Origin of the sequence: Danxiaibacter flavus (assembly GCF_041060425.1) — a bacterium.
Taxonomy (GTDB): domain Bacteria; phylum Bacteroidota; class Bacteroidia; order Chitinophagales; family Chitinophagaceae; genus Danxiaibacter; species Danxiaibacter flavus.
The window spans coordinates 277037-302878 of record NZ_JAULBC010000007.1 but is presented as its reverse complement, the minus strand read 5'-3'; the positions used below and the strand labels follow the sequence as shown (position 1 = coordinate 302878).

The 25842-nt window shown below is 41.1% G+C and carries 24 protein-coding genes; 4 read left to right on the top strand and 20 right to left on the bottom strand.

Annotated features, from left to right (window positions below):
- The first annotated feature begins 81 nt into the window (after positions 1–81).
- Positions 82–1245: a class I SAM-dependent methyltransferase gene (locus QTN47_RS20580; protein WP_369331307.1), complete on the top strand. Its 1164-nt coding sequence runs from the start codon at positions 82–84 to the stop codon at positions 1243–1245.
- 44 nt (positions 1246–1289) lie between these two features.
- Here the strand turns inward: QTN47_RS20580 and QTN47_RS20575 are convergent, their stop codons facing one another.
- A complete protein-coding gene (locus QTN47_RS20575; protein WP_369331306.1) occupies positions 1290–2345 on the bottom strand; it encodes an alpha/beta fold hydrolase in 1056 nt (351 codons plus the stop codon).
- Between the two features lie 40 nt (positions 2346–2385).
- On the opposite strand from QTN47_RS20575, the gene QTN47_RS20570 reads away from it, so the two are divergent.
- Positions 2386–2913 carry a hypothetical protein gene (locus QTN47_RS20570; RefSeq protein WP_369331305.1) on the top strand — a complete coding sequence of 176 codons (528 nt, stop codon included), beginning with the start codon at positions 2386–2388 and terminating at the stop codon, positions 2911–2913.
- On the opposite strand, the gene QTN47_RS20565 is transcribed toward QTN47_RS20570, so the two are convergent.
- The 4 genes from QTN47_RS20565 to QTN47_RS20550 all read right to left on the bottom strand — a co-directional run bounded on the left by QTN47_RS20565 (position 2903) and on the right by QTN47_RS20550 (position 6915).
- The gene (locus QTN47_RS20565; protein ID WP_369331304.1) at positions 2903–3946 is read right to left on the bottom strand and encodes an MBL fold metallo-hydrolase; all 1044 of its coding nucleotides are present in this window, start codon (positions 3944–3946) and stop codon (positions 2903–2905) included. The two genes, QTN47_RS20570 and QTN47_RS20565, sit on opposite strands and share 11 nt — an antisense overlap.
- Positions 3947–4100: 154 nt before the next feature.
- Positions 4101–4919, bottom strand: a complete 819-nt coding sequence (locus QTN47_RS20560) for a helix-turn-helix domain-containing protein (RefSeq protein WP_369331303.1) — start codon at positions 4917–4919, stop codon at positions 4101–4103.
- A 142-nt stretch (positions 4920–5061) separates the two neighbouring features.
- Positions 5062–5790, bottom strand: coding sequence for an SDR family NAD(P)-dependent oxidoreductase (locus tag QTN47_RS20555; RefSeq protein ID WP_369331302.1), 729 nt, complete (start codon positions 5788–5790; stop codon positions 5062–5064).
- Positions 5791–5922: 132 nt separating this feature from the next.
- Positions 5923–6915 carry an SDR family NAD(P)-dependent oxidoreductase gene (locus QTN47_RS20550; RefSeq protein ID WP_369331301.1) on the bottom strand — a complete coding sequence of 331 codons (993 nt, stop codon included), beginning with the start codon at positions 6913–6915 and terminating at the stop codon, positions 5923–5925.
- Positions 6916–7059: 144 nt separating this feature from the next.
- Between QTN47_RS20550 and QTN47_RS20545 the strand changes: the two genes are divergently transcribed.
- Positions 7060–7182, top strand: a complete 123-nt coding sequence (locus QTN47_RS20545) for a hypothetical protein (protein ID WP_369331300.1) — start codon at positions 7060–7062, stop codon at positions 7180–7182.
- Between the two features lie 142 nt (positions 7183–7324).
- Here the strand turns inward: QTN47_RS20545 and QTN47_RS20540 are convergent, their stop codons facing one another.
- The 15 genes from QTN47_RS20540 to QTN47_RS20470 form a co-directional block, all read right to left on the bottom strand.
- Positions 7325–7633: a hypothetical protein gene (locus tag QTN47_RS20540; protein ID WP_369331299.1), complete on the bottom strand. Its 309-nt coding sequence runs from the start codon at positions 7631–7633 to the stop codon at positions 7325–7327.
- A gap of 124 nt (positions 7634–7757) precedes the next feature.
- Positions 7758–8657: a helix-turn-helix domain-containing protein gene (locus QTN47_RS20535; protein WP_369331298.1), complete on the bottom strand. Its 900-nt coding sequence runs from the start codon at positions 8655–8657 to the stop codon at positions 7758–7760.
- 45 nt (positions 8658–8702) lie between these two features.
- On the bottom strand, positions 8703–9209 hold the full coding sequence (locus tag QTN47_RS20530) for a DUF302 domain-containing protein (protein ID WP_369331297.1): 507 nt from the start codon (positions 9207–9209) through the stop codon (positions 8703–8705).
- Positions 9210–9311: 102 nt separating this feature from the next.
- Positions 9312–9917: a Crp/Fnr family transcriptional regulator gene (locus QTN47_RS20525; protein ID WP_369331296.1), complete on the bottom strand. Its 606-nt coding sequence runs from the start codon at positions 9915–9917 to the stop codon at positions 9312–9314.
- Between the two features lie 18 nt (positions 9918–9935).
- A complete protein-coding gene (locus QTN47_RS20520) occupies positions 9936–11492 on the bottom strand; it encodes an MFS transporter (protein ID WP_369331295.1) in 1557 nt (518 codons plus the stop codon).
- A gap of 11 nt (positions 11493–11503) precedes the next feature.
- Positions 11504–12553, bottom strand: a complete 1050-nt coding sequence (locus QTN47_RS20515) for an HlyD family secretion protein (protein WP_369331294.1) — start codon at positions 12551–12553, stop codon at positions 11504–11506.
- Between the two features lie 18 nt (positions 12554–12571).
- A complete protein-coding gene (locus tag QTN47_RS20510; RefSeq protein WP_369331293.1) occupies positions 12572–13891 on the bottom strand; it encodes a TolC family protein in 1320 nt (439 codons plus the stop codon).
- A 426-nt stretch (positions 13892–14317) separates the two neighbouring features.
- Positions 14318–15139, bottom strand: a complete 822-nt coding sequence (locus QTN47_RS20505; RefSeq protein WP_369331292.1) for a DUF3108 domain-containing protein — start codon at positions 15137–15139, stop codon at positions 14318–14320.
- Positions 15140–15360: 221 nt separating this feature from the next.
- Positions 15361–16212: an SDR family NAD(P)-dependent oxidoreductase gene (locus QTN47_RS20500; RefSeq protein WP_369331291.1), complete on the bottom strand. Its 852-nt coding sequence runs from the start codon at positions 16210–16212 to the stop codon at positions 15361–15363.
- A gap of 119 nt (positions 16213–16331) precedes the next feature.
- Positions 16332–16760, bottom strand: coding sequence for an organic hydroperoxide resistance protein (locus tag QTN47_RS20495; protein ID WP_369331290.1), 429 nt, complete (start codon positions 16758–16760; stop codon positions 16332–16334).
- A 37-nt stretch (positions 16761–16797) separates the two neighbouring features.
- Positions 16798–17739, bottom strand: coding sequence for an alpha/beta fold hydrolase (locus tag QTN47_RS20490; RefSeq protein ID WP_369331289.1), 942 nt, complete (start codon positions 17737–17739; stop codon positions 16798–16800).
- 72 nt (positions 17740–17811) lie between these two features.
- The gene (locus tag QTN47_RS20485; RefSeq protein ID WP_369331288.1) at positions 17812–18723 is read right to left on the bottom strand and encodes an alpha/beta fold hydrolase; all 912 of its coding nucleotides are present in this window, start codon (positions 18721–18723) and stop codon (positions 17812–17814) included.
- A 477-nt stretch (positions 18724–19200) separates the two neighbouring features.
- Entirely contained in the window at positions 19201–20493 is a 1293-nt protein-coding gene (locus tag QTN47_RS20480; RefSeq protein ID WP_369331287.1) for an epoxide hydrolase family protein, read from the bottom strand.
- A gap of 836 nt (positions 20494–21329) precedes the next feature.
- Positions 21330–22388, bottom strand: a complete 1059-nt coding sequence (locus QTN47_RS20475) for an alpha/beta fold hydrolase (protein WP_369331286.1) — start codon at positions 22386–22388, stop codon at positions 21330–21332.
- A gap of 584 nt (positions 22389–22972) precedes the next feature.
- Positions 22973–24322, bottom strand: coding sequence for an amidohydrolase (locus QTN47_RS20470; protein WP_369331285.1), 1350 nt, complete (start codon positions 24320–24322; stop codon positions 22973–22975).
- 187 nt (positions 24323–24509) lie between these two features.
- Here QTN47_RS20470 and QTN47_RS20465 point away from each other — a divergent pair, with 187 nt between their 5' ends.
- Complete coding sequence (locus tag QTN47_RS20465; RefSeq protein WP_369331284.1) at positions 24510–25721, top strand: amidohydrolase; 1212 nt, start codon at positions 24510–24512, stop codon at positions 25719–25721.
- Positions 25722–25842 lie beyond the last annotated feature (121 nt).

Here is a 25842-nt window from a genome sequence, read left to right as displayed (position 1 = left end):
TGTTTCTGACAGGGGATTGGGTAAACCGGATCTTAGAATGTATTCCAATTACCTGGTCTGGATAACGCCAGTGTAGAGAAAATGGAAATACAAGAATTCCGGTTAGTATCGATTCCTTTAGTATCAGCAATTATGATCCTTACTGAAATAATTAAAAATAAAATCGAGAAAAATGGCCCCATTTCATTCAGGGATTTTATGGATATGTGTCTTTACTATCCGTCACTTGGATACTATACCAGCAAAAATGAGAAAATTGGCAGTTCCGGAGATTTTTATACAGCGCCATTATTGAATGCAGCGTTTGGACATTTAATAGGTAAACAATTAGAGGAAATGTGGGTGCTGCTGGGCAAAATCCCGATGAAAATAATTGAATACGGCGCAGGTACTGGATTATTGTGCCAGGATATATTATCATACCTGAAAGGGAATAATGATTTGTATAAAAACCTGGATTATTGCATTATCGATAAAAATGGCTGGTCACAGAAAAATATCAGGGAGGATGTTAGCAAAAAGATAAGCTGGTATTCATGCATACAGGATATAGGTCCTTTTAAAGGTTGTGTTATTTCAAATGAATTGATTGACAATTTTGCAATCCACCGGGTGGTAATGAAACGCCGGCTGAAAGAAGTATTTGTAAACTATAAAAATGGCTTTAAAGAAATTTTGAGGCCTGCTTCAGCGGTACTGCAAACTTATCTTAAAGAGTTAAATGTTACTTTGCCGGTTGGCTTTCATACAGAAATAAATCTGCAAGCCAAAGAATGGTTGAAAGAAGTAGCAGATCATCTTCAGCAAGGCTTTGTGATAACATTTGATTATGGATTGCTCTCCGAGGAATTATACAATGCCTGCAGGATGGAAGGCACAGCACGTTGTTATTACAAACACACAATGCATAACAATTTTTATATCAATCCCGGGAGACAGGATATTACATCACATGTGAACTTTTCAGCACTGTCTCATTACGGATATAAATATGGACTGGAGAATTGTGGCTACTCTAGTCAGAACCTGTTTTTAAGAGCGCTTGGAATTATCGAATATATAAGAATTGCTGAAAAAGCGAAAGGTTGTGTAACAACGATCAACAGCCAGGCTGGCGCTAACATTAAACAATTACTTTTAGGAATGGGTCAATGTATCAAGGTGTTGATCCAAAAAAAGGGCCTTGCAGCACAATATATAACGGGCATGACCTTCTCTCAAAAAATACCTGGTTCGTTTGCATAATGCTGTGTCGGCACAAGGCGTTGATCGATAGAACAAAGTCTTGTCTATTTCGAAAAATTATCGGCTTCAATTATTGCTTCCGCAAATGCTTTTGGCGCTTCCTGGGGTAGATTATGCCCTATGCCGCCCGTAACGAGTCTGTGCAAATATTTGCCTGAAAATTTATTGGCATATGCGCTGCTTTCAGGATGAGGGGCACCATTAGCATCACCTTCAAGCGTGATCGTGGGCACTGTAATAATTGGCCTCTCTGCCAGCCTTTTTTCCAAATCATCATATTGGGATTCGCCTTGGGCGATACCCAACCGCCACCTATAATTGTGAATGACTATTGCAACATGGTCAGGATTGTCGAAAGATGCCGCTGTTTGATCAAACGTAGTATCATCAAAATTCCACTGAGGGGAAGCAATCTTCCAGATGAGTTTGGCAAAGTCATGCCTGTACTTCTCGTAACCTGCACGGCCGCGCTCTGTAGCAAAATAATATTGATACCACCATTGAAGTTCACTTGCGGGAGGCAAAGGATTCATGCCGGCTTTCTGGCTACCGATCAAATAACCGCTTACAGATACCAGTGCCTTGCATCGCTCCGGCCATAAGGCAGCTAGTATGTTTGCTGTACGTGCTCCCCAGTCAAAACCGGCAACAATTGCTTTTGTTATGTTGAGTGCATCCATTAAATGAATGATATCAATGGCAAGCGCAGATTGCTGTCCGTTGCGCACTGTATCTGAAGAAAGGAAGCTGGTAGAACCAAAACCACGGAGGTACGGCATAAGCACTCTGTATCCCGCAGCCGTTAATATCGGGGCTACTTCAGCAAAACTTTCAATGTCATAGGGCCAACCATGGAGCAGGATTACGGCAGGGCCCGTAGCCGGGCCAGATTCAGCATAGCCTATATTAAGAACCCCCGCATCAATTTGCTTCAACGGACCTAATGATGAATGGACGGACTGTTTACGATTATCTTTTCGAGCCTCGTGAATCCCATCTCCTTTACCGGCCAACCCGACTTCGGAAAGTCCAAGCGCTCCCAGCGTCAGTAACGTACTTCCTAAAAAGTAGCGGCGATTGTAGATATTGTCGTTTGTCATGGTGTTAAATTCAAAACTTCATTGATGATCATTATGCTGGTTGCTTACCGCCGCAGGCCGGCTATTAGAAGCCGCTGGAACAGGATCATTCCAGGGTGATTTCACTCAGGTCCACCGACACCAGCAATGGATCCGGCATCAACGGGGAGTTATCTTCCTGCCGGACATACACCCTTCGTTTGGTAGCTATTTTGATACCCTGGACGTCAATGTAGTCCGACAAGAAATGTGCGGCGCTGGAACCTCCAAAAATGTCAACATCATAATCATGCCGCCTGATCAGGCCCGCATCATCAATATAGAAAGTTTGCACAGCCCCGTGCGTGGCGATCTCATTTGGGAACGTTACCCGCAGGCGACGGAAGGTTTCACCTTCGTCTTTCCAGGGTATAAGCTCTTTCACATCATAGTCCAAGCGGCGGCGGACAAAGAAAAATGGGATATGATATTTTTCTGGGGCGGGCAAATTGCACCCATATTAAAATACAGAAAGGCACAAGAGCTAATGGATGCCCTGATAGAAGAAATGAATACATTTTATTCACCGGCCACAAAAATCAAACGGTAAAAACCTCTCCTAATTCCAATATTTTGAGATCTCCATTAATGCTGCCTTTTTCATTTAGTTGATTGAGGATTATTTCCGGTTCACTCATCGGCTCGTCCGCAGAATCAAAAGTGCCGTAGTGGAACGGTATCATCGTCTGAGCTCCCATTGCGTTAAATGCGTTAACGGCGTCATAAGGATCCTGATGGTGCTGTCCCATAAACCATCCAGGCGCATAGGCTCCGGCTCCGATTAAGGCAACGTCTGTTTTTGGAAAAAGCGTTCCAATTGTTTTGAAGTGCGAACCACGCCCGGAATCACCACCAAAATAAATGCATCGTCCGGCAAACTGAATCATAAAACTACCCCATAGTGTTGTGTTACCATCAAAAGGATTCCTGTTTGCCCAATGCCGGGAAGGCAAAAATGAAATAGTCAATTTATGGTCTAGTTGATATTGCTGGTACCAGCCTGCCGTAAGGATCGGATTTTTAACCCATTTTGAAATGAGTTGATCCAGTTTTAAGCCTACGAGTATTTTAGCATTAGGATTATTAGCCGATAGCAGTTTGATACTTTTTTTGTCACAATGATCATAGTGAGCATGTGAGATCAAAATATAATCAATGTTCAGAAATTTATCGGGCGGAACCGGCAATGCCGAATACCGTTTTACGATGGGGAGCTTACCAAACATGGGGTCAATCAAAAGGCGCACGCCGGAAAGTTGAATGAAAAAGCTGGCATGTCCTAACCAGACAATTTTATCGCCCGGATCATCAAGCCAATCTTCATTTTTTCTTACTGAGATCCGCCACGTATCAGTCTTCTTTATCTGCCTCTGTGGATTTTTGTGAAACATAAATTTCAGCACCGCCCTTATGCTGATAATGGTGGGATTCTCTTCATAGATGAATAAACCGTTTTGATCCTGTGGAGTGCCTTTCCAACCTGGCTTAATGGTTGCCAGTTCAGGGTTGGATGTATAAGCTTTAACTATGTACTTTCCTCTTTTTCTGAAGAGCCATTTTAGAAACAATAAGATCGTTAGCATTTTATCCGGTTAAAAATAAATGTAGAATCAATGTCATTGAAATAAGCAACATTCAGACGGTAGAGCTCTTTAAATCTGAGTACTTCGTAAATCGTACTTGTTTAAAAAGATTTTTCCTTAATTCAACGACATTGAATGTAGTATGTTCAATTTGTTAGTGACTTACGTCTTTATCAGTCAGATAACTGGGCGCAAATCCAAATTGCTTTTTAAAGGCAAACGAAAAATGTGATAAATTTTCAAATCCCACTTCGTAACAAACATCCAAAGGCTTTTTCTTCTTTTCTGTAAGTTGGTAATATGCCAGTTCCAGCCGCTTTTGAGTCAACCAACGCTGCGGTGTCATACTGAAGGCCTTTTTAAAATCCCGTTTAAAAGTCGTCAGGCTTCTGCCAGTGAGATAGCCAAACTTCTCCATTGGCAGATTGAACATGAAATTCTTTTCCATGTAGTCAACCAGGTTGATCTTTCCTGGTTCTTCAAAATTGGCGAGCACATGATCAATCTCTTTATCGAGCGTTCTGAGAATGCTGATGGCTTCCGTGATCTTAATAGAAGCAATATCCTCCGGAATATCCTTCATGTCAAAATATGGAATGAGTGAAGCCAGGCAGCTTTCCAGCAAGGGGTGATTGTTGAAGCTGTAGATTTTTTGAGACTTCAGCGGCATGGATTTTATTTTCCTGCTGGCATAAAAATCCCTAAGCCTTTCAACTGATAAATGCATCACTACCGTTTTATGGGGTTGGCCATCTTTGGGATAGTTGATAATAGTAGCCAATTGATTTCTTGGGATCAGGAAAATATCGCCCTTTCCGAAGAAATAGGTCGCGTCGGCCTGTATGATCTTGGTTTCACCTGAAAGGAACCATACCAGCATGTGCTGGTCAAACATAATATCAGATTTGAAAAACTTATCCTCATAACTGGAGAGCTTTATGTCTTCTGTAATATACCGGGCTTGATATTCCATGATTTTGTTTTTGAGAAGGAAACCAATAATGTAAAAATAGAAAATAGTATACGTTTTACTTTGTTCAAAAGGCCATCGTTTTGATAAGAAAGGAAGCTAAACTGTATTTATCTCCCTTTCTTATTCATGACCACCGTCAATACTAAATGGATTGTCCCCCATCTACTAAAAAGTTAGCGCCTGTCATAAACGACGCTTCTTCACTTGCCAGGTAATAAATCATACCGGCTACTTCTTCTGCCTTACCCATTCTTCTCATAGGCACGCTTTGCAGGAGCTGATTTTCTAAGGCTTCATCCAGGCCGATCTTATTCATGATTTCAGTAGCAATGGGGCCGGGACTTACGGCATTGACGCGTATTTTCCGGGATGCCAGTTCAAGCGCTGCAATTTTTACGACCGCATTTATGGCTGCTTTACTTGCCGCATATACAGAGGCGCTCTGCGGGGATATTGTTGCCGATGTAGAAGAAAGCATAATCACAGAAGCTCCGTCGTTAAGCAGTGGAATAAAACGGCTCAGGGTAAAGTAAGCTCCTTTGAAATTGACATTCATCATTTCGTCAAACTGGCTTTCTGCGATCTGTTCAATTGTGGAGAATTTGGTAATGCCAGCATTGACCAGCAGGATGTCAACTTTACCGACTTGTTCTTTAACCTTGCTAACAAGATTTTCAATGTCAGCTAATTTGGACTGGTCAGCTATCAGGCCTGTTACATCCAGCTCAGCAGCGGCTTTCTCCACTGCTTCCTTTCTTCTTCCGGTGATAATGACATTGGCACCGGTTTCTTTTAGTTTTTTTGCGGCCGCATACCCGATACCACTGTTACCGCCGGTAATTACGGCTACTTTATCTTTTAAATTTTTCATTGTGCTTTGTTTAATAAATTAATCAATATGAAATGATCGTTCTGCTATTCACCTATTGTTCCCGGAATAGCGATTGTCTTGGTTTGAAGATATTCTTCATTACATCGAGGTATTTTGGGGATTAGATGAGCACTAAATTTGGAATTTCAAACCAATCATTTCTTCAGTAAGGGCCCATAATTTTTTTGCACTGGCTTCATCCAATGAGTATGGATTTACGCCTTTTTGAAAAGAAATATCTGAACATAGAGAAGCAATATCGGCATCTTCACAATACACACCACCAATATTATTTAGTAAGGGACTGGTTGCACACCAAACTGTTGTAGCAGCGCCTTGCGAAATTGTTTTTAACGATGCTGCTACCTCAGGTAACATATTTCCATTCGCATCTACAAAACCCATTTTCTGAAACAATTCTAACGGAGCTTCCCTTCCCAATTCAGTGCCCCCGATAGAGCCGGGATGTACCGCGTACACCCTTATCTTGGATGAGTGGGCACGATTATCCAGTTCCATTGAAAAGAGATTAACCGCCGTTTTGGATTGCCCGTAACCTTGTAGTGTTTCGTATTCCCTATGAAGAAAATTAGGATCGTCAAAATTGAAAGGTGCGAATTGATGTCCATGTGAAGAAACATTGACCACTCTTGCACCATTAGCTTTTTTAAGTGCAGGCCATAACCTGGCAGTAAGCTGAAATTGCGCCAGGTAGTTGGTGGCCAGTTGTGATTCAATACCACGACTATCCCTGCGTATCGGCACCCACATAATTCCTGCATTGTTGATCAACAGATGGAGTGGTCTTTCAGAAGCAAGAAAGCTGTCAGCAAATGCATCAATAGATGCTGGTGACATTAGGTCCATTACCGCTATTTCCACATTGGCAATACCCTGTAGATTTTTTCTTGCCTTGTCTATATCCCGGGAGGGTACGATAACTGTTGCTCCGGCGGCAGCAAGGGTGCGGGTAGTTTCCAGGCCGATGCCTGTATTACCTCCGGTTACGACAGCAATTTTGCCTGTAAGGTCAATGCCTTTGATTACGTCATTGGTTGTTGATTTTGCATTGAAGCCGGAGCCGATTGGTTGTTGCAAAGCTCCCTGGTAATTACTCTGTTCCATTTTTTAATTTGTTTTTGTTGGAACAAAAGTAGAAAGCCCCAGAAGTGGTGACTTTGTTTAAAAGACCTAATTTGCTTTGTTTAAAAGGCTGGATAATTCTATGCAGATAGCTCAAAAACAGAGCAGTATGTATTGAATCCCCCTATGGAGAATAAAAAAGGTAGAAATTTCCGCATCAGGCCTTCAAGAACGATAGATGGACGCATTGTTGCAGCAATCAATCGCGATCTTGATGAAGAGCCTGAACTTTTGCAGAATATTGGGTAGTATATGGACCCGGCGGTACAGCGGAGCTATTGGGTATGAATGTTTTCACCCTTAATTAGATGAAAAAAAACGGGATTTAGAAAGTTCGTTTATTAAAAGGAGAGAAGTGAATTAAGATTGTTTCAAATCTTAGTTCCGGATACTAGTTGTAATTTATCCCGGTTAGAAAATAAAAAGGATTAATTGAACCCGGCTTTTCCCGGGAAGTATATTTTGACAATTCTACCTGCCAGGAGTGTTCGGAGTGCTCTACCTGCCAAAGGCGAAGGTCTCTGTTTGTAACTACTTCTGGTAACAGGTCAGTGAGCAATCCGGCCCAGACGGCTTCTTCAAATTTTTCGCTCAATGACAGATCAGGTTCGTCTTCACTATCATTTTCGATCAGTGCTCTTTGCGAAAAAGTAGTGTCTGTTAATAACAATATTTCTTGTTGAATAATATCATTTTTCATAAAAATAATTTTAGCTAATTGTTGAATTGAATAAAACGGCAAGCCAGCTGTATGGAAAACTGAGATTGGCTATAATAGAAAAGAAGTGATTGATGCCTCTGCAGTTCACATTGTACCTCTTGTATTAAGCCCTGTTAAACACCGTGTTCATCGGGATAATTTGGGCTCCTCTTTTAAAATCTGAAAAATTTAATCCGCCAAAAGTTTTAAAAAAACGACTGAAATGGGCGCTGTCTAAAAATCCTAAGTTGTATGCGATCTCCTTCATGCCTGCATCGGAATACCGTGCCATTCTTTTCGCTTCCAACACGACGCGCTGCCTGATTTGGAGCCCGGCAGAAAATCCGGTGATTTTCTTTACGATCCGGTTGAGATAATTAGACGTCACTAATAATTGCGCTGCGTATTCAGCTACCATTTTCTTTTCTTTATAGTCCTTGTTAAGCAACCGCATAAAGTTATTTACCAGTTCAGTTTCTCTTGACTGTTCAGTTGACTGAAAAACTTCTTCTGTAGTCCGTGCTAAATAGATCAGGATAATTTTAAAATAGCGTTTCAATAATTCCCTTTTGTGAGCATATTCGTTTTCCAGTTCCTTAATCATTTTCAGGACAATTTCTTCTACATCTTTGCCTGTTTCAGACTCGATGTTAATTGTCCTCCGTTCTGCAAAAAGCTTGCAAAGACTGACCTGACTGATCGTGTCTAAATCACGTTCGCCCATACCCAAAAAATCATCAGTAAATGAGAATACGAAACCCTCCATGTCCGGCCGTTCCTGAAACTGATGCGCCACATTGGGCTTTATATAAAACAAAGTATTAGGCCCAATCGTGTATTCCTGCATATCAATATACAATGTGCCCTGCCCTTTGATCAGCCAAATCATTTCATGATAATCATGGCTGTGAGGACCTTCATTTATTTCATCCTGCTCTTCTGCAAAGTCTTTAATGCTTTGGACTTTGACAGGTAATCGTCCGCTTTGAAATTTCAGTAGCGGAATGATCTGCGCCTGTTTCATTGCTCTTGATTTTTGTTGTTAAATTATTTTGTGTTTATTGACATATTATAACCTGGTCTGACACTCAACCTCGCTATCTGCATCTGCAATCCGGATAAGTTCAATTAGTTTATTTTCCAGGGCTACTGAATCCGAGAGAATTTCCGGGTTATCAAACTGCGCGAATAAAGAAGAAGGAAGGTCATATTCGATCATTGCTTTGCCTGGATACTTTTCATAGACAAGCAAATGAACAGGAAGATATAACCCTGCTGCGGCGTGATTTGCTATTATTCTCAGCATTAATTTGGGGTTGCCAATCTGATACTGTTTAATGTTGATTTTGTTCTGATTGTCTGTTAAATCACCTTGTAAGAGAATATTAAACAAGACCAGGTTATTTTCACCGGACACATTAGTTAAATAAGACGCCATGGATGCGGGAGATGCTCCGAGTGCCTGCAGTGCTGAAGGCGTTAGCACTCCCAAAGCCTTTTCAAGATTAAATGTGAAACGATCAAAATTGCTTGTTAACTCAGTCTGTATATGTTCTATGGTTATTGCTTTCTTCATGTTCTTCGCTGATTTGATATACCAAAGTTCACATGTTTAGATAGCGATAACATTCACATTTGTGAATAAACATAAAACAGCAAAAAATTTTTAAATTGATCTTTAGTGCTGGCTTCTGATCCTGCTCAGCGATTGTGGTGCAATTCCAAGATAGGATGCGATATAATGGTTGGAAAACATTTGTAACAGGTGAGGTTCTTCTTCTACCAGCTTGCTATATCGTTCTGTTGCTGACATGGTGAGTAATGTGAAAGCCCTGTCGAACATGCTGACGTAGGCATTTTCGTTTAATTTCCGCATCCATATTTCATATTTTAAGGATCTTTCCATCATGCTGGATACAGCTTCTTTTGTAAAAACGAATGCTTTCACTTCACTTAGTGTTTCAATAGATATAGAAGAGGGTTTGTTGGTTATAAATGCACGGTAATCAACTGCAAAAACATTTCTGATAACGCTTCGGCTGTTGTTAAAATGAAAGGACCATGTTACGGTTATGCCCGAGAAATCCGTATAATAAGATCTTGCTGTACCTGAAACAATAAAATAAACCTTGTTACAGGCACTGTTTTCCGGAAGGATGATGTGTTTCTTTGGAAATGTAACCTCACTTATTTGCGAAGCTATCAGTTGCATAGCTTCAGCATCCAGCTCGGTATATTTTCGTACGTATTCAAAGTACGGTTCGCAAGCATCTATTGGGATCATTTGTGCAGCTGTTATAAGTTAAACAGCAATTGTATTGTTTGACATTTCCGCCTTCGGAATAGCAGGATACTGCAATAATCCTTTCTTTATTTTTTTGTAAGCCATTGCTATAATCAATACAATTACTATGGATATTCCAAAAATAATAATACTTCCAGATATTTCCTTACTGGCTGCTAAATTGGCCTGCTGCAGCATGTACTTGTAATAGCCGGTAAAATCAGTATGTTGAAAGCCAGTAAGCTCATTGGCATCTATTTCAGATGTAAGCATGGATAAATGACGATTTGAATTTGCGTATAAAAAATAGTTATAAAGTCCGGAAGCCAGCCCCGTAGCAAGAAACGAGCGTACGATCAGTATTAATCCGACAACCTTTAATGTAACCGGGATGGGAAGATTTGCAGTTGCGTACAGGCCAATTGAAATGTATAGAATTGCAAGAGCAAATCCTCTGAAGAAGGAGGGAAGCCAAAACTCATCAATATTTAAATCATTTACAAACCGCGTGTACATCATTATGTGATACAGCACAATTGCAGAGAATCCTATAATGAATAGTAAATGGCTGTCGAAATGTTTCCTGTACCAAAAAAAGGTCAGGATGCTTCCTGCTAGAATGCCGGGTATGAGAAAGAGACTTAATTCAGCGTTTCTTATTAGTTCAAAGTGTAATATATTGATTGATAAAGCGGATTGAAAAGTAGTTGGTGTAAGAGCCCCCAATAAAAAGAAAAGCAATAAGCCGGCGCTTACATTCAATACTTTAAAAAGCCTGAAATCAAGGATCGGACGCCTGACCGATAATTCTCTTTTTATGAACAGCAGGATCGTAATTGCCGCCATAAAAAATGTAAGGCGAATTGCATTGGAGCTGAACCAATCTTCAACTTTTCCATAAACGGCAACATAGTTAATAAGCATAAGTGATATGGCTAATAGCAGGAGCCCGGGAATGTCGAGTTGATACAATGGTATTTTCTTTCTTAATTTGTGATTTTCAAGGAATATTACAGCGAGTACAATACAAAGCAGGATCAGGATTAGCACTATGATATAAGCATACCTCCAGGAAAAGAGGTGTGCAAACCATGTGGTAAGCCAGGTTATAAAATTCAACCCGGCAAGCGCCACGAAATAAAAAAACGGATACACTCTTGAGGCGTCCATGTTTTTGCTCCAGATAACTAACCATGCAAGATAAATTTGTCCTAATGCAAGCACTTTGGTAAATCCCAAAACAAATGAGGCTGCAACTGTAAGAAAGGGATTGTTCGCAGTGGCGCAAATAATGTTCATGAATAACATCATTGCAAAACCAAAGATTAGTAATGGTTTGCCAGGAAACCTTACAGCAAGCCTGATGATAAATAAAAATCCAAGTCCCATTCCGATATACATAGCGTTTGTTGCCATTGTATATGGTTCTGAATATACGCCCAGATCACTGTACATATCTGTTGTAATTCCCAGGTAAACACCGTTTGCACATAGCACTACAAATACCATTAACAACAAAATGGTATAGCGGATATATTTTGGAACCCATGCGTAAAATATTTGGTTGACTTCCATATTGTTGATATTTATTTTGCAATACGAACTTCCACATTCATTCCTGCACGGAACTGCTTAAGAAACTCATCGTTTTGCTGATTTTTAACAAGCTCGATTTTTACGGGGACACGCTGTTGCACTTTTATGAAGTTCCCTGTTGAATTGTCAACGGGAATTGATGAAAATTTTGAACCCGTTGCCTGCGCAATGGCTGTAACAACCCCATCAAATTCTTTAGCACCAAAGCCGTCAACCTGTAACTTCACCTTTTGTCCGATAGTGAGTTTTGTTACCTGCGTTTCCTTATAATTGGCAACTACCCAGGTGCTGTCATTTCTTACATAAGACAGTAAAGTCTGGCCAGCCTGAACCAATTGTCCGTCCTGGATGGTCCGTCTGCCTGTAACACCATCATATGGAGCAGTAATAACCGTATAAGAGAGGTTCAATTTGGCAAAGTCTAATAATGCATGTGTCCGTTTTATTTCTGCATCATTTACCGAAATCCTGTTAGAAGTTTCGACTGTAGACAGGCTGGTAGTGGCTCGCTGTTGCTGCAGCGCTTTGGTTTGAGCCTGTAAGGTTTCATAATCCGTTTTTGCCTGGTCAAACTGTTGCTGGGTTGCAGCGCCATCATTCAGCAAATTTGCATAACGGTGATAGTTTTGCTCAGCATTCCATGCCCGTACTTTCAGTGCTTCAATGTTTGCATCAGTTGTGCTTAAACCGCTTTGTACGGTATTTACACTGGAGGCAGTTACATTTTTAGATGCTTCTGCTGCCATATATGCTGCCTCAGCCTGTTCTACCTGGATCCTGTATTCCCTGTCATCTAACAACACAAGTGTGTCACCCTTTTTTACAGTTTGATGTTCGTTAAACCTAACCGCTTTAATGTAGCCGGGAATGCGGGTATTTACGGGATTGATGTATTCTTCAATATGGGCGTCGTTCGTATACAAATCGTTGCCAAGGTTGAAATAAACCGATATTCCCCACAATACAAAACATGCTGCGGCTGCCATTAGCAGAATGTTGATCACTATTTGTTTGCTTTTTTTGTTGTTACGCTGTTTCATAAAATAGATTTCAATTATTTATAAAAGGCCAATTGATTTTTGCAGTTGATAATGCGCGTACACTGCATTTATCCGGGCGTTGCTCACTTTGAGCTCTGCTTCTATTTTTGTATTTGTAGCGTCTATCAAATCAGCCAGTAAGGCCAGTTGGTTAAAATATTTTTTTTCAACGATGCGGTAATTTTCCTCCGCCGAACGCAGGTCGTCTGTGTAAGTGGTTAATTCATATTTAGCTTCATTAAATTTTATCAAATCTGCATTTACTGCCACTTCTACATTTTGCTGTTGAACAGTGTCTCTTGCAACGGCTTGTTCTATTTGTATCTGCGCTGCTTTTATTTTTCTTACTGATTGATAAATTGAGGAGATATTGTAACTCACACTTACACCTGCTATCCAGTTGTTGTAGTAGATATCTAAAGCGGGTGTGGAATAAGTATAAGGCCGCTGTAAATTATTGGCTGCAAAAAGACTTACCCTGGGATAACGTTCCGCGCTTGTTACCTTCATATTTGTTTGCGCTGCTTCAATTTCCTTGGTAACTGTCTTCAGTTCCTTGTTGTTTTCATAAGCCATGGTCATTAATTTTTTAATGTCCTCATCTCCAAAAGCGTACGTCAGCAGGCTGGAATCCGGTATTAGCTTTTCATACAGGTCAATCCCTAATACCGTATTAAACTGTTGATTTATAATCTCAATATTGTCATCGGTTTTACGAACAGCCAGTTGCAGATCTGAGATGATCAGCTTAGTGCGAAGGACATCATTATTGGTGACCAGCCCCTGTTTTTGAAGACTCAGAATATTTTTAAGTCTTTCCTGTGATGACTCTATGTTGTCCACATAAACTTCACGCTGGTTGATCAGTCGATAGATATCAAGATATTTTGCTGCCACGAGGAATTTTATGTCTTCCAGGCTTTTGTTCTGATTCAAAACAGCAATCTGTTCCTCTAAATTGGCCTTTTTCAAATTGTTGGCAACTTCACCACCCCTGAAAATTACTTCTGAGGCCTGAACGGAAAATTGTGTAAGGTTGTGTGGAATTGATCTTGTAAGGTGTTTGCCAAAAGAAGGATCCCATATCTGTGAGTTGCTCAGGTAACCATAGTTTAGCCCGGTGGAAATCTCAGGTAATCTGCCCAGTTTGGCTATCTCAACTTTCTGATGTGCCAGGGCCGTGCTTATCTTAGAGACTTTTAGTTGTGCGCTGTTTTTAGCTGCAAGTACAAAAGCATCCTGCATCGAAAGCGCATGCGCTTTATTTTGCTGGCCGAAGGATGTTAAAGATCCGATCAGCAATATGCTTGTCAGAATTATACTATTTATAAGTTTCATGATTGTTCGATTTGTTTTGTGAGTACAAAGTACCTACTGAAAAATCCGGGCAACGTTCACATTTGTGAATAAATGGTATCGACAGTGGCTGGATGTAAAAATGCTTTGTATTAACGGGTGAAGGCAAACGGCGAAAGAATTGGCAATTCAATGTCATTTAATTAAGCAAGCATCGTCATCTTTGGAAGATAAAGGAAAGGCAGAGTAGGCACAGAATTACACAAAGAATAGGTTGTTAAGAAATGATAACTCGTAACTAAACGACATTGAATTGGCACTGTAAATTCTTTAGTTAGTATCCTGCCAACTTTGCCACTACCGTGCCTCGTATTTAATGCTTAAATCTTACATGTTACTTCCTTACGCCTCAAACCTTATACTTCATACCTTTCGCAAGCTTAGCGTTCGAAAGGGCGAACTCATACACTAACGCTTAAGCGCTGTCAGGCTGTATTTCAAATTTTCATACTGCATAAGGTCGATTTTAACCTTGCCAACAGCGATCGGACTTTCAATACGAACAGGTATGTGATTTGAGTCGTCTGTTATCCAGATCGTCATCTTTTCGCTACCTTCAAAAACATCTTCTTCCAGCAACTTTTCATCATCTTTAGAAGTATTTCCTTTCAGTAATAACGGCTTTAACTTTATGGCATTGAATTCTCCATATTTTGTTTTTATTACTTCCCTGCCATTGTGGTAAATATACATTTTGTAAACTTTGTTATCGATAAATACACTGACCGGAATTTTGCTTCCTGTTTGATACTGGTCGTAATTTATGTCGCGCACATAGTACATAATACTGATTGCATCTTGTATGTTTTCAGGAACAGCATAAACACCTCCATTTGTTGTGACTGAGTTTGTTTGCTGATTGAACGAAATCTCTTCATCCTTCCTGTAATTGCCTTCATTGATATGCCTGCGAAATATAAGTGGCTTAAGGTCGGCTGCATTAAAATAAGTTTCATAACGATCTCGCACTTTAAAGATCCAATCATATTTTGAATTGGTTGATCCTTCGCCAATTACATGATACACTTCACTGTTCCCGATAATCTCGTTTGATGCAGTAAATGTTGCAGTTCCAGCCTGTAAATAAATACCAATCACGTTGTAGAAAACATCATAGCGGATTTTTTCACCTGTTTGAAAGGCGTGGTTTGAAACTACTTCCGTTTGTGCGAATGACGGAGCCGGTAAATATGTTATAAGTATAAATAACAAATAGATTGCCTTTTTCATATTCCTTTTTTTGATGGATTTGTAATGTCTGCATTTGCGATACCCTATATATCGTTTAGCTTTTACAACACAAATTTATTTTTACGGAACCCCGTTTTCAATACCGCATTCAGGCTATTTGTTGTATGAATTATTTCAGTAAAAAATCGTAAAGGCTACAAATAAAAACAGCACCCGATTGTTGTTGTTTCTGGTGCTGTTTGAAAGAGTAAATTTATTAATCAGCCGGGTTTATAATCGGTGCTCAATGAATCTGTCATCCACGTGTTTACATCGTTCGCCAGTCGTTCTTTGAATGTATTATAATTGTTGACCGAATCTGTTCCTATAGGTAAATGAAGCGGTGGGTTTTCTGCGTGCGCTAACTTAACAACCAACGTCGCTAATTTGGATGGATCTCCGGGCTGCGTTCCATGAAAAGCTCCGGTGCTTTTTCGCATTTGACCTACGCGCGTATTTTCGTAGTCGCTTATTGTGTTTTGTGCAATAGCAAAAGAGTCCTTTCCGGTAAAACCTGTTCTGAACAAACCAGGTTCAATAACAGTTACAGCTATCCCAAATGGTTCCAGTTCCTTGGCAAGTCCCTGCGAAATTCCTTCCACAGCATTTTTGGTTGATCCGTACAATGCCCAACCAATTAAAGGATCAAATGCAAAGAGTGAAGACACATTAATGATATGACCGGATCTTTGTTTTCTTAAATAAGGAAGCGTTGCCCGCAATACATTTAAAACACCAAAAACGTTGGTATCATATTGTTTTCTTGCCTCTGCATCGGATACTTCTTCGATTGCGCCTACAATGCCATAACCAGCGTTATTTACAACGATGTCTAATTTGCCAAAATGAGCGATAGCCTTTTCTACGGCATCTTTAACCTCCGGTTCTCTTGTTACATCCATATTAACGATTAACAGGTTTGACTGATTTTTCAGGTCACTGTGGAGTGCGGAAGTATTGTTTCGAACAGTTGCCACTACTTTGTCGCCAGCTTCTAGGGCAGCTTTTGTAATTTCATAACCAAAGCCTTTTGAGGCGCCGGTAATGAACCATGTTTTTTGTTGCGTTTGCATTATGATAAGTTTAATTGTTTTAATAAGAACAATGGCTGCTTCGGTTGTTTCAGGCTTATTGATCGGCTTACAGAACGATTAATCGCCGGACTACCTTTCAAGTCCGGCGATTAGTCATTTTAAACCAGGTTAATCTCAACATCCACATTCCCTTTGATGGCTTTACTATACGGACAAATATTTTCTGCTGCATCTATCAGGCTCTGTGCAATGTCTCTGTCCAATCCGGGAAGGCTTACATTAAGTCTCGCCCTGAGAAAAAAATCAGCTTTATCCAGGCACAGGTCCACTTCTGCATCAATGGCTGTGTCTTCAGGGAGCGTAATACGGCTCTTATTTGCTGCAATTCCCATTGCGCCTTCAAAACACGCAGACCAACCTGCTGCAAATAATTGTTCCGGATTGGTTCCGGCGCCGTTAGTGCCGGGAGAAGATAATCTGATATCCAAATGTCCGTCTGAACTTTTCGCCACTCCATGCTCGCGACCGCCTGTGGTGTGCGTTTGGGCAGTGTATAAAACCTTGCTTGTTTTTGTTATTGTTTCCATTGTTTTTATTTTTTGATGATTAGTATAGAACTTCTTTTTACTTGGTTAAAAATTCGGATGCTGCGCGGATAAATTCGTCGTGGTACTGATAAATGGCGCCATGAGCCGCATCATGATAAACAATCAGCTGTGAACCAGGGATACTGTTGGCCATATTGATTGCATTGACAACAGGAACAAGAAAATCTTTTTCACCTTGTGCGATAAGTACGGGCTTTGTAAGTTTTTTAAGTTCCTCCAGTGCTGTCGGATCTGGTTGAGCCCAGCCTAAAACGGCTTTTAATCCTGCGGTGGCACTTTCCTGGCTAACCGGCGCATCCCTGTTGACAGTTCTTTTTTGAATGCGTTCATAAGAAAGCTTTCCTGCGGTTTGACTTCCTTCGGATGGTGCGAAAAATGAGGCTAAGAACACTTGTTCGGGAGTTAAACCTACAGTTGTTGCCAAAATGTTCGGAAGATTGGAAAGGCCTTCAGCTCCTTTGGGTCCCGTTCCTGTAAGGATAATTTTATTTACCAAAGCAGGATTTGCAGAGGCGATCTGCTGAGTAATAAAGCTACCCATGGAGAATCCTAACAGGTTAACTTTGGTGTAGCCCAACGCTTGTATAAATGTTACTACTCCTTTGGCCATATCCGGGATATTATCAGGGGTTACACCGCTGGATGAGCCAACACCCTGTATGTCGAAGATGATCACCTTGTATTGCTGTGCCAGGCCGTTGGTAATAACCGGGTCCCAATCGTCCATTGAATTTCCCAGGGCGGAAACCATAACGAGGGGGATACCTGTTTGTTTTCCTAAAATCCTGTAAGCAAAATTTGTTTTACCGGCAGCGATGAATTGTGTGACGGCATTTTGATGATAGTCTGTAATTCCCTTGTCGGGACCACTACCGGGAAAATTATCTTTTTTGCAGGATACTATGCTAAGTCCGAGCAAAATTAATACGATGAAGTTTTTCACTATATTATTTTTCATTGCTTAAATTTTTAATTGTTTTTGATAATGCATTTTTTATTACAAAGAGTGATCAGTCTGATTAACCACCTCTTAATTTTTTAGAAAGTTTTCCGCTTCCTGAACGAACAGGTCCGGGTATTGAAACATAACGCCGTGACCGGCATCCGGCAAAAGAAGCAGGCGTGAGTTTGGCATTGCCTGATATAGTTTGAATGGATTGACAATCGGCACCAATAAGTCATTTTTGCCTGCGACGATCAATGTATGTGTGGTTACACCTGTTGAACGGGCGAAGGCTGCTGAATCAGGTTGAGCCCATCCGAGAACGGCAGTTAGCTCAGCAACGAAAGCTTCCTGTGAAAGCGGAAGATCGCGGCCTTCTTTTTTTGCTGAGATACGTGCAAATGATTCTTTACCTGATTGTCTGCTTTGTTCTGTAGGAGTAAATAAAGATTGGAGGAATTGTTCTTCCGGAGGCAGGTTCGCAATGGATGAAATTTTGTTGCCTACTTCTGAAAGTCCTTCAGATCCCTGGGGACCAGTACCAACCAGGATCAGTTTGTTTACCCATTGTGGTTCGGTCTCAACAATTTGCTGAGCAACAAAACCTCCCATTGAGAATCCCAGCAGATTCACTTTCGGATATCCCAATGTCTTGATGAAAGCAATCGCGTCAGTAGCCATTTCTGCAATTGTTGCCGGCGTTTTTCCCGAGGAGCTGCCAACTCCCTTTTCATCAAAAACTACAACTGGCGAATTCCTGGTAAGCCCATTGATGACTGCGGGATCCCAGTCGTCCATCGATGATCCCAGCGGTGACAACAGAACTATCGGAATTCCTTCTTTATCACCATAGATGCGATACGCGATGTTTGCATTGTTGACATTTACTGTTTTAGTGTTTCCTGATTCGTTCCTGCTGCCTGTACCTGCAGACCAGGAATTAATGCTTGTGAGTAATGCACTTAGAATAATTAGTGCGCTGAAAAATGAACGTTTCATACATGTTTTTTTTAAAATTTTGATAAACAGATCTTACAAGAGGACCATCCGGCAGGTTTGATTTCTTTCTCTTTTTTTAATGACTGTGAGCCATTTGTGATCATCTGCAAAAGCTGTTTTTGTTTAATGAAATCCGTTGACAAAACTATTATCACGGCGCGCCGAAGGCAATGACGGAATGATGTTATGTATTGTATAAACAGGACCTTTGCGACTATATCGGCTAAATAGCTCTTGTTGGAAAACGCTATCGGATACGCAATAAGAAAGAACCGGAGATTAAAAGCAGCAAATAACGACGGTGCGTTTAACGCATGATACTTGCCTAAATTTTATTGCATCATCATTGCCTGATGATGCGTTTATTGAGTAATACATTTTATCGGTCAGCTCACATTTAAACGACATAGCCGCCTCGCCAAAAAGCGTGACGGCTATGTTTGGTTTTATTAGTTTATTTGATGCTGCTGGCTGAAATCAACGCAGTGATTTAAATGCTGCCCGAAGATCTTCTGTAAGGAGCAGCGGTTGTTCCCATGCGGCGAAGTGACCACCTTTGTCATGTTTCTGATAGTATATAAGTTTGGCATAAGCCTTCTCTGCCCAGTTTTTGGGAGCTGCGTATATCTCATCAGGGAACACGCTTACGGCAACAGGGATCTTTACCCCGCGTGGATCAAAAAAGCCGGCCTTTGGAAGCTGAAAGGTTTCCCAGTAAAGCCGTGCAGAAGTAACAGCCGTGTTTGTAAGCCAATACAAGGTAATATTGTCAAGGATATCATCACGGGTAAGACCTTCCGTTTTTCCATCGAACACGCTTGCAATCAGCTTATAGCTAAGATCATCGTGGTCAAGCATCCAGGCAGCAAGACCGATGGGTGAATCTCCTATACCATAAAGTGTTTGTGGTCGAAGACCCATTTCCTGGGCATAGCCCAAACCCTTGCTATAAAAAAAGCCGAGCTGTTTGTAAGCGTTCAGTTCATCGGCTGAGAGATCGGGCGGAACAGTTCCTGATGCCAGAGCTTTTGAAATATCAGCCGGAACGGTTGCCGGCATATTGGTATGAATGCCAAGCAATTCAGGAGGTGCCATTAGCGCCATAATCTCGGAAACTGCATTTCCCCAGTCACCGCCTTGTGCTACATATTTTTTGTAGCCAAGTCGCCTCATCAACTCTATCCATGCTTTTGCAATGTGTACCGGTTCCCAGCCAGTAGTAGTGGGTTTGCCTGAAAAACCGTGGCCGGGAAGTGAAGGAATCACTACATCAAAAGCATCTTCCGCTTTACCACCATAGGCAACAGGATCTGTGAGCGGACCTATGATCTTCATCTGCTCTATAACAGAGCCCGGCCATCCGTGTGTGATAATGATGGGCAATGCATTCGGATACCTGGAACGGACATGAATGAAATGAATATCAACTCCATCTATTGTTGTAATGAATTGAGGTAAGGCATTTAACCTGGCTTCCACTTTTCGCCAGTCATAATCCGTTGACCAATATTTCGCTAGTTTTTGCATTGTGGCAAGTTGTACGCCCTGTGATGCATCATTTACAGTTTCCTGCGCGGGCCACCTGGTAGCCTGAATACGTTGGCGCAGACCGTTAAGTTGTTCCTGCGGAAAATGCACCTGGAACGGTCGTATAGATTCGTTTGTGACTGTGCTGATATTGGGACCGGTTTGCGCGGTGCTTGTTACTCCTTGCATTAGTAAAACGTTTACCAACAATAATATCGCAAGAGTCATTCTGCTTCTTTTCATTGTTTAAATTTTATGATGATAAATTGTTAACTGAAAGTTGATGACTGATCAACTACAACAGTTTGTTTTAAATACGAAGGCAAAGCTATTCATGCCGGATAGCGGAAGCAATGACAGAACGGTGCTATAAATTGTATGAATAAAGCAATCCTGTACTCAATAGTCACGAAGCAACAAGTCAACTATTCTGGTGTGGGGAATCTTTCGGGCCGCAAATAAAAGATCGAAACTAAGCCCGATGGAAAAGCTGTATTATTAGCGTATGCTTTATCGTGCGATAATCTTATCGACCGAGTGTGCCAATGATGTATAATACTTTCCATTAAAAAGATCTGTGCATGTAAATTATCCGCGGGTAATCCGCGCAACATTCCGCATCATTCGTCCATTGAAACGGGAGTGGTGTGAAAATAATTTTGTGTGGTAACAAAATTCTTACTCAGCGTCAGCTGAGTATTATCGAAATAAACGAACATGCTTAAACTCATTCTCAATATATATGCAATGTTTTTTTTAAAGATGCCTCTATCAATTCGATCCCGGTTGCAGACTGTACAATTGCTTGGGAAACTGAATATGCCCGCCGGTGTTGCTTCCGGCATCCGGTACCGGCCTCTGTTGCAGGAATATGGTGCAATGCATGATATAACCCGATTCTTCATGATTCCGTTGATTCAGCTTACCCTCTGTTTTTTAATTGTTTATTTATTTGTAAGTGTTAAGCCCGGTGTCAAAGCCTTTCTTAAATGATGTTGTATCAGGGAAAATAAAGTCATCTAAACATAGAGATTTACCCAGTGGTTCGGGAACGCGTCATTGCCAATTTCTACAACAAGCTATTTAGAATAATTATCGGCTTCGATTACTGCTTCCGCAAATGCTTTTGGCGCTTCCTGGGGTAGATTATGGCCGATGCCACCTGTTATGATCTTGTGCGAATATTTGCCTGAAAATTTATTGGCGTAGGCGGTGCTTTCAGGGTGAGGCGCCCCATTGGCATCACCTTCAAGCGTGATCGTGGGCACTGTAATAATAGGCCCTTCCGCAAGCCTTTTTTCCAAATCATCATATTGGGATTCACCTTGTGCAATGCCCAGCCGCCATCTGTAATTGTGTATCACAATGGCTACATGGTCAGGGTTGTCGAAAGATGCTGCCGTTTGATCGAACGTAGCATCGTCAAAATTCCATTGTGGGGAAGCAATCTTCCAGATGAGTTTGGCAAAGTCATGCCTGTATTTCTCATAACCCGCGCGGCCGCGCTCTGTAGCAAAATAATATTGATACCACCACTGAAGTTCACTTGCAGGAGGCAATGGGTTCATCCCTGCCTTCTGGTTGCCGATCAAATAGCCGCTTACAGATACCAGTGCCTTGCATCGCTCCGGCCATAAGGCAGCTAGTATGTTTGCTGTACGTGCCCCCCAGTCAAAACCAGCGACGATTGCTTTCGTGATACTGAGCGCGTTCATTAAATTGATCACATCAACGGCAAGCACAGATTGCTGTCCGTTACGCATTGTTTCGTCGGACAAAAAGCGCGTTGTGCCATAGCCGCGTAAATAGGGGATTATCACCCTGTAACCGGCTGATACCAATACTGGTTGTACATTGGCATAGCTGTAAATATCGTAAGGCCAGCCATGAAGAAGAATGACCGGAGTTCCGTTTTGAGGACCCGATTCTGCATATCCGACACTTAGAAGACCGGCATTAACTTGCTTTATCGGACCAATGGATGCGTTTGTTTCAAAACGATTCTTCATGGCCTGCGATTGATTTTGATCAGGAAATTGTGCTGCACCGGCTAAACCAATCATCGCAAATTCAGCGGCACCCAATGACATCGTTGCAGCGCCCAGGAAATGACGCCGGCTGTATTTTGTTTTCGTCATTTTTCTTTCAGATAATGTATTAAAAAACGGGAATTTACTTCGTCAAAAGTTGCAGGAAAAGATCATATCGTCATATCCTCTATCAAATTAATAAGTCTTTTTCAATTAACGAAACGCCTTTGAATAATATGCATTTCCCAAACAAATGGCCTTGTCTTCCAATGAGCAGAGCGGCTAACAAAACTGTTTCTTAACTTACTCTGCGGTATATCTTTGCTCCGGGACAAAATTTTCAAAGAACATGAATCTACGGTTTCATGCTTCCGGCTGGCAGTTCAGAAATAAATGGATAGATCGGAGTGATATGAGTGACGTTTACATTAAAAAGGCTTACCCAAAGAGGCAAGCCTTTCCGATTCTTTTTTTTAAAAGAAATATTTCGATTCCATTATTAACAACAATTATGTTAGCGTTTGGTTTATGAAATGCGCATAAAAAAAGTCTCGCCGGAACATTTAAATTAGCAAGATTGAAGCACCATTTATTACAAATACTTTGAGCAGTCGCATTACAGGTGAAAACCTCTTGCGTTTTGAATGGCGCGGCCCGGATTCGCCTGACAATCGATGAATGCTATTTGGTGATCATTGATACACAATATTTCCTTTGGTTATCAATGATTTCACCGGCGATATTCTTGAAACAGCTTCTGCCGAACAACTTGCATCAATAAGTACCATATCGGCAGCATCGCCTGCTTTTGGCCATTGTTGCACACCTTTGTCATCTAATGGAAGTATGTTAGCTGTTGCCAGTTTTAAACTTCTTGATAACAAAAACTCGGTAGAATAACCGTAGAGTTGTGCCATAAGGTTGGCTTTTTGTAGTACACTTCCGCTTCCAAATGTATTCCAGTGGTCAATGATGCTGTCGTTACCCGTTAGCACTGTAACATTGTGTTTGTACAATGTGGGTATCGGCATAATTAATCCGCCAAATGGTATGGTAGATACGATGCCTATATTAGCGGCGCCCAATTGTTCTGCTATTTCTTCCTGCTTGGGTTTTTCCAGTTTTCCTAAAACAAAACAGTGGCTTATAAAAGTCTTTTTCTTTAGCGCAGGATTTTCATTTACTTTTTTAATCAGGTATTCAACTGTTTTCAATCCCGATTCTCCGGATTCATGCAAATGAATATCTATTCCTTTGTTATTATCCAGCGCCAGCTGAACTGTAAAATCGATTGTTTTTTCAATAGATCCATCAATGGAGTAAGGATCTACGCCACCAATAAAATCAATATTCATTTGTGCAGCATCTTTCAGGTAGGGAACTGAATCAGTATAAAAAACGCCATGCTGAGGAAATGCTACAAGCTCTGCTCCAAAACTATCTTTTTTATTTTCAAGCGCTTTTTGTAGATTTTTTAGCGATTGTAGTTTTGAGGTAGGTTCAATATTTACGTGGCTTCTTGCAAATGAAGTACCCTTTGACTGAAGTAATTCAATCAGTTTTTCCGCGTGATCTGTGGATGTTTTCAGCATCTCCGGCAAAATTTGCTGCTCCAGTGCAATCATGCCTTTTACACCGCCGGTTCTTCGCTTTGCAGCCTGCCACGGGCCGCCATAGAAAGTTTTATCCAGGTGGATATGCATATCCTTAAATGCCGGAAGCATCAATAGTCCCTTAGCATCAATGGCGCGGGAATCATTGGGCGTGTTATCAGAAATGCTTTTGATTTTTCCATTACTGATGGCAACAGAAAACAATCCGGTTTTGGTATGAATAACTTCATCACCATCGTACTCGAATCCTGTTTCCAGCCTTACATTTTTTAAAGAATAATCTTTATCCATGTGCTTGTTTCCTTTGTCTGCTGGAGGTTGGGCTGAAACACCTGTAGCCTTCAATAGTCCGGGCACAAAAGCCGTTCCTGCAAAACTTAATCCGGTTTTTTTCAAAAAATCCTTGCGGGAGATCTTTGATTTACGCATAGCCTGAAAATATTTGAGACAAAAGTAGTTGATGGTACGCTGTGCTGTGTGTAGGATTCATTCCAACTCTTGAAAGATTTATCACACTTTAAAGTAAAATGATAAATCTTTCAAGCATCAGGATGGATTTCGCAAAGCATTGGCTAAAAACAAACTTTACTTTGCCGCAGTGAATTGTTAATACAAAATGGAAAATCAAACATATATACTGAAGAATGTTTTACTGGAAACGGGTTTTGAATACGAAGACGGAGAAGTAGTAAAAACGAAAACTGATCTTTTTTGCATTGAAGTAGAAGATGGGAAAATAAAGAACATTAAACCCAATGATGCAGCGATAGATGCAATAGATGCGAAGGGTAGGCTCATGCTGCCTGCATTTAAGGATATGCATGGGCATCTCGATAAAATGCTTTTCGGTTTGCCATGGCAGGCAGTTTCGGCGAAAAGAAGGACGGTAAAGGATATGATTGCTTATGAACAGAAGATGATTCCGGAATGGCTGAATACTTCAGAAGAGCGAACAGGAAGAATGATTGATTTCCTTCAATCATATGGTACACATTTCATCCGTTCACATGTTAATATTGATCCCACATCTGGTTTCGAGTCCCTGAATCACCTGGAAGAAGTGTTGCAGCATAAGAAAAAAATACTGGACGCTGAATTGGTTGCCTTTCCCCAGCACGGTATCTATTATACGCATACAGAATCTCTTTTAAAGGAAGTCGCCAAACTGGATGCTGTGGGTTTTATTGGGGGAGTTGATCCTTATTCAGTTGACGGAAGTGTGGAGAAACCAATGGAGCTGATTACGCAGCTTGCATTGGACAATAATAAGGGCATTGATCTTCACCTGCATGAAAGGGGAGAAAGCGGAATAAAAACCATCGAATTCCTGATTGATAAGGCCATGGAAAACCCACCGCTAAAAGGGAAAACCTATGTCAGTCATGCATTTGCTTTGGGGCATTTGAGTGATTCGGAAATTGAAAAGATTGCGGAACGTCTTGCTTATGCCGGTGTAGGGATTGTGTCTTCTGTTCCGTTCGGCGACACCATCATGCCAATTCCAACGCTAAGAAAATACGGAGTGGAAGTATTGATCGGCAATGATAATATACAGGATCACTGGAACACTTTTGGTTCAGGCAATATGCTTCAAAAGGCACACCTTATAGCAGAATTGTATGGCTACTCTACTGAATGGCAATTGTCCCGGACCCTGGCTTTTGCAACACGTTATATACTGCCATTAGACGATAATGGGATGCAACAATGGCCTAAAGCGGGAGATGACGCTGATATGGTACTGATAGCAGCCTCCTGTTCGGCCGAAGCGGTGTCCCGTATTTCACCGGTGAAGTCATTGATCCATAGAGGAAATATTGTGTTTTAGAAAATAGCTGCTGCACTTTGTTGTAGCCAGGCAGCCGAGTTGTTATAAATTTTACAAGTGCCGGGATGAAAACAGCAAAGACTTGGCAAAGGGCATAAATATTTTTGCCACATAATAAATT

Bases quoted from the DNA above. Each gene is read 5' to 3' on its own strand.
- QTN47_RS20535 (WP_369331298.1), bottom strand. From the start codon at position 8,657: ATGAAACAGGCGCAGATCATTCCGCTACTGAAATTTCAAAGCGGACGA.
- QTN47_RS20560 (WP_369331303.1), bottom strand. From the start codon at position 4,919: ATGGAATATCAAGCCCGGTATATTACAGAAGACATAAAGCTCTCCAGT.
- QTN47_RS20545 (WP_369331300.1), top strand. From the start codon at position 7,060: ATGGAGAATAAAAAAGGTAGAAATTTCCGCATCAGGCCTTCAAGAACG.
- QTN47_RS20520 (WP_369331295.1), bottom strand. From the start codon at position 11,492: ATGGAAGTCAACCAAATATTTTACGCATGGGTTCCAAAATATATCCGC.
- QTN47_RS20495 (WP_369331290.1), bottom strand. From the start codon at position 16,760: ATGGAAACAATAACAAAAACAAGCAAGGTTTTATACACTGCCCAAACG.
- QTN47_RS20470 (WP_369331285.1), bottom strand. From the start codon at position 24,322: ATGCGTAAATCAAAGATCTCCCGCAAGGATTTTTTGAAAAAAACCGGA.
- QTN47_RS20515 (WP_369331294.1), bottom strand. From the start codon at position 12,553: ATGAAACAGCGTAACAACAAAAAAAGCAAACAAATAGTGATCAACATT.
- QTN47_RS20500 (WP_369331291.1), bottom strand. From the start codon at position 16,212: ATGCAAACGCAACAAAAAACATGGTTCATTACCGGCGCCTCAAAAGGC.
- QTN47_RS20485 (WP_369331288.1), bottom strand. From the start codon at position 18,723: ATGAAACGTTCATTTTTCAGCGCACTAATTATTCTAAGTGCATTACTC.
- QTN47_RS20505 (WP_369331292.1), bottom strand. From the start codon at position 15,139: ATGAAAAAGGCAATCTATTTGTTATTTATACTTATAACATATTTACCG.
- QTN47_RS20550 (WP_369331301.1), bottom strand. From the start codon at position 6,915: ATGGAACAGAGTAATTACCAGGGAGCTTTGCAACAACCAATCGGCTCC.
- QTN47_RS20575 (WP_369331306.1), bottom strand. From the start codon at position 2,345: ATGACAAACGACAATATCTACAATCGCCGCTACTTTTTAGGAAGTACG.
- QTN47_RS20465 (WP_369331284.1), top strand. From the start codon at position 24,510: ATGGAAAATCAAACATATATACTGAAGAATGTTTTACTGGAAACGGGT.
- QTN47_RS20510 (WP_369331293.1), bottom strand. From the start codon at position 13,891: ATGAAACTTATAAATAGTATAATTCTGACAAGCATATTGCTGATCGGA.
- QTN47_RS20480 (WP_369331287.1), bottom strand. From the start codon at position 20,493: ATGAAAAGAAGCAGAATGACTCTTGCGATATTATTGTTGGTAAACGTT.
- QTN47_RS20475 (WP_369331286.1), bottom strand. From the start codon at position 22,388: ATGACGAAAACAAAATACAGCCGGCGTCATTTCCTGGGCGCTGCAACG.
- QTN47_RS20530 (WP_369331297.1), bottom strand. From the start codon at position 9,209: ATGAAGAAAGCAATAACCATAGAACATATACAGACTGAGTTAACAAGC.
- QTN47_RS20525 (WP_369331296.1), bottom strand. From the start codon at position 9,917: ATGATCCCAATAGATGCTTGCGAACCGTACTTTGAATACGTACGAAAA.
- QTN47_RS20580 (WP_369331307.1), top strand. From the start codon at position 82: ATGGAAATACAAGAATTCCGGTTAGTATCGATTCCTTTAGTATCAGCA.
- QTN47_RS20565 (WP_369331304.1), bottom strand. From the start codon at position 3,946: ATGCTAACGATCTTATTGTTTCTAAAATGGCTCTTCAGAAAAAGAGGA.
- QTN47_RS20555 (WP_369331302.1), bottom strand. From the start codon at position 5,790: ATGAAAAATTTAAAAGATAAAGTAGCCGTAATTACCGGCGGTAACAGT.
- QTN47_RS20490 (WP_369331289.1), bottom strand. From the start codon at position 17,739: ATGAAAAATAATATAGTGAAAAACTTCATCGTATTAATTTTGCTCGGA.
- QTN47_RS20540 (WP_369331299.1), bottom strand. From the start codon at position 7,633: ATGAAAAATGATATTATTCAACAAGAAATATTGTTATTAACAGACACT.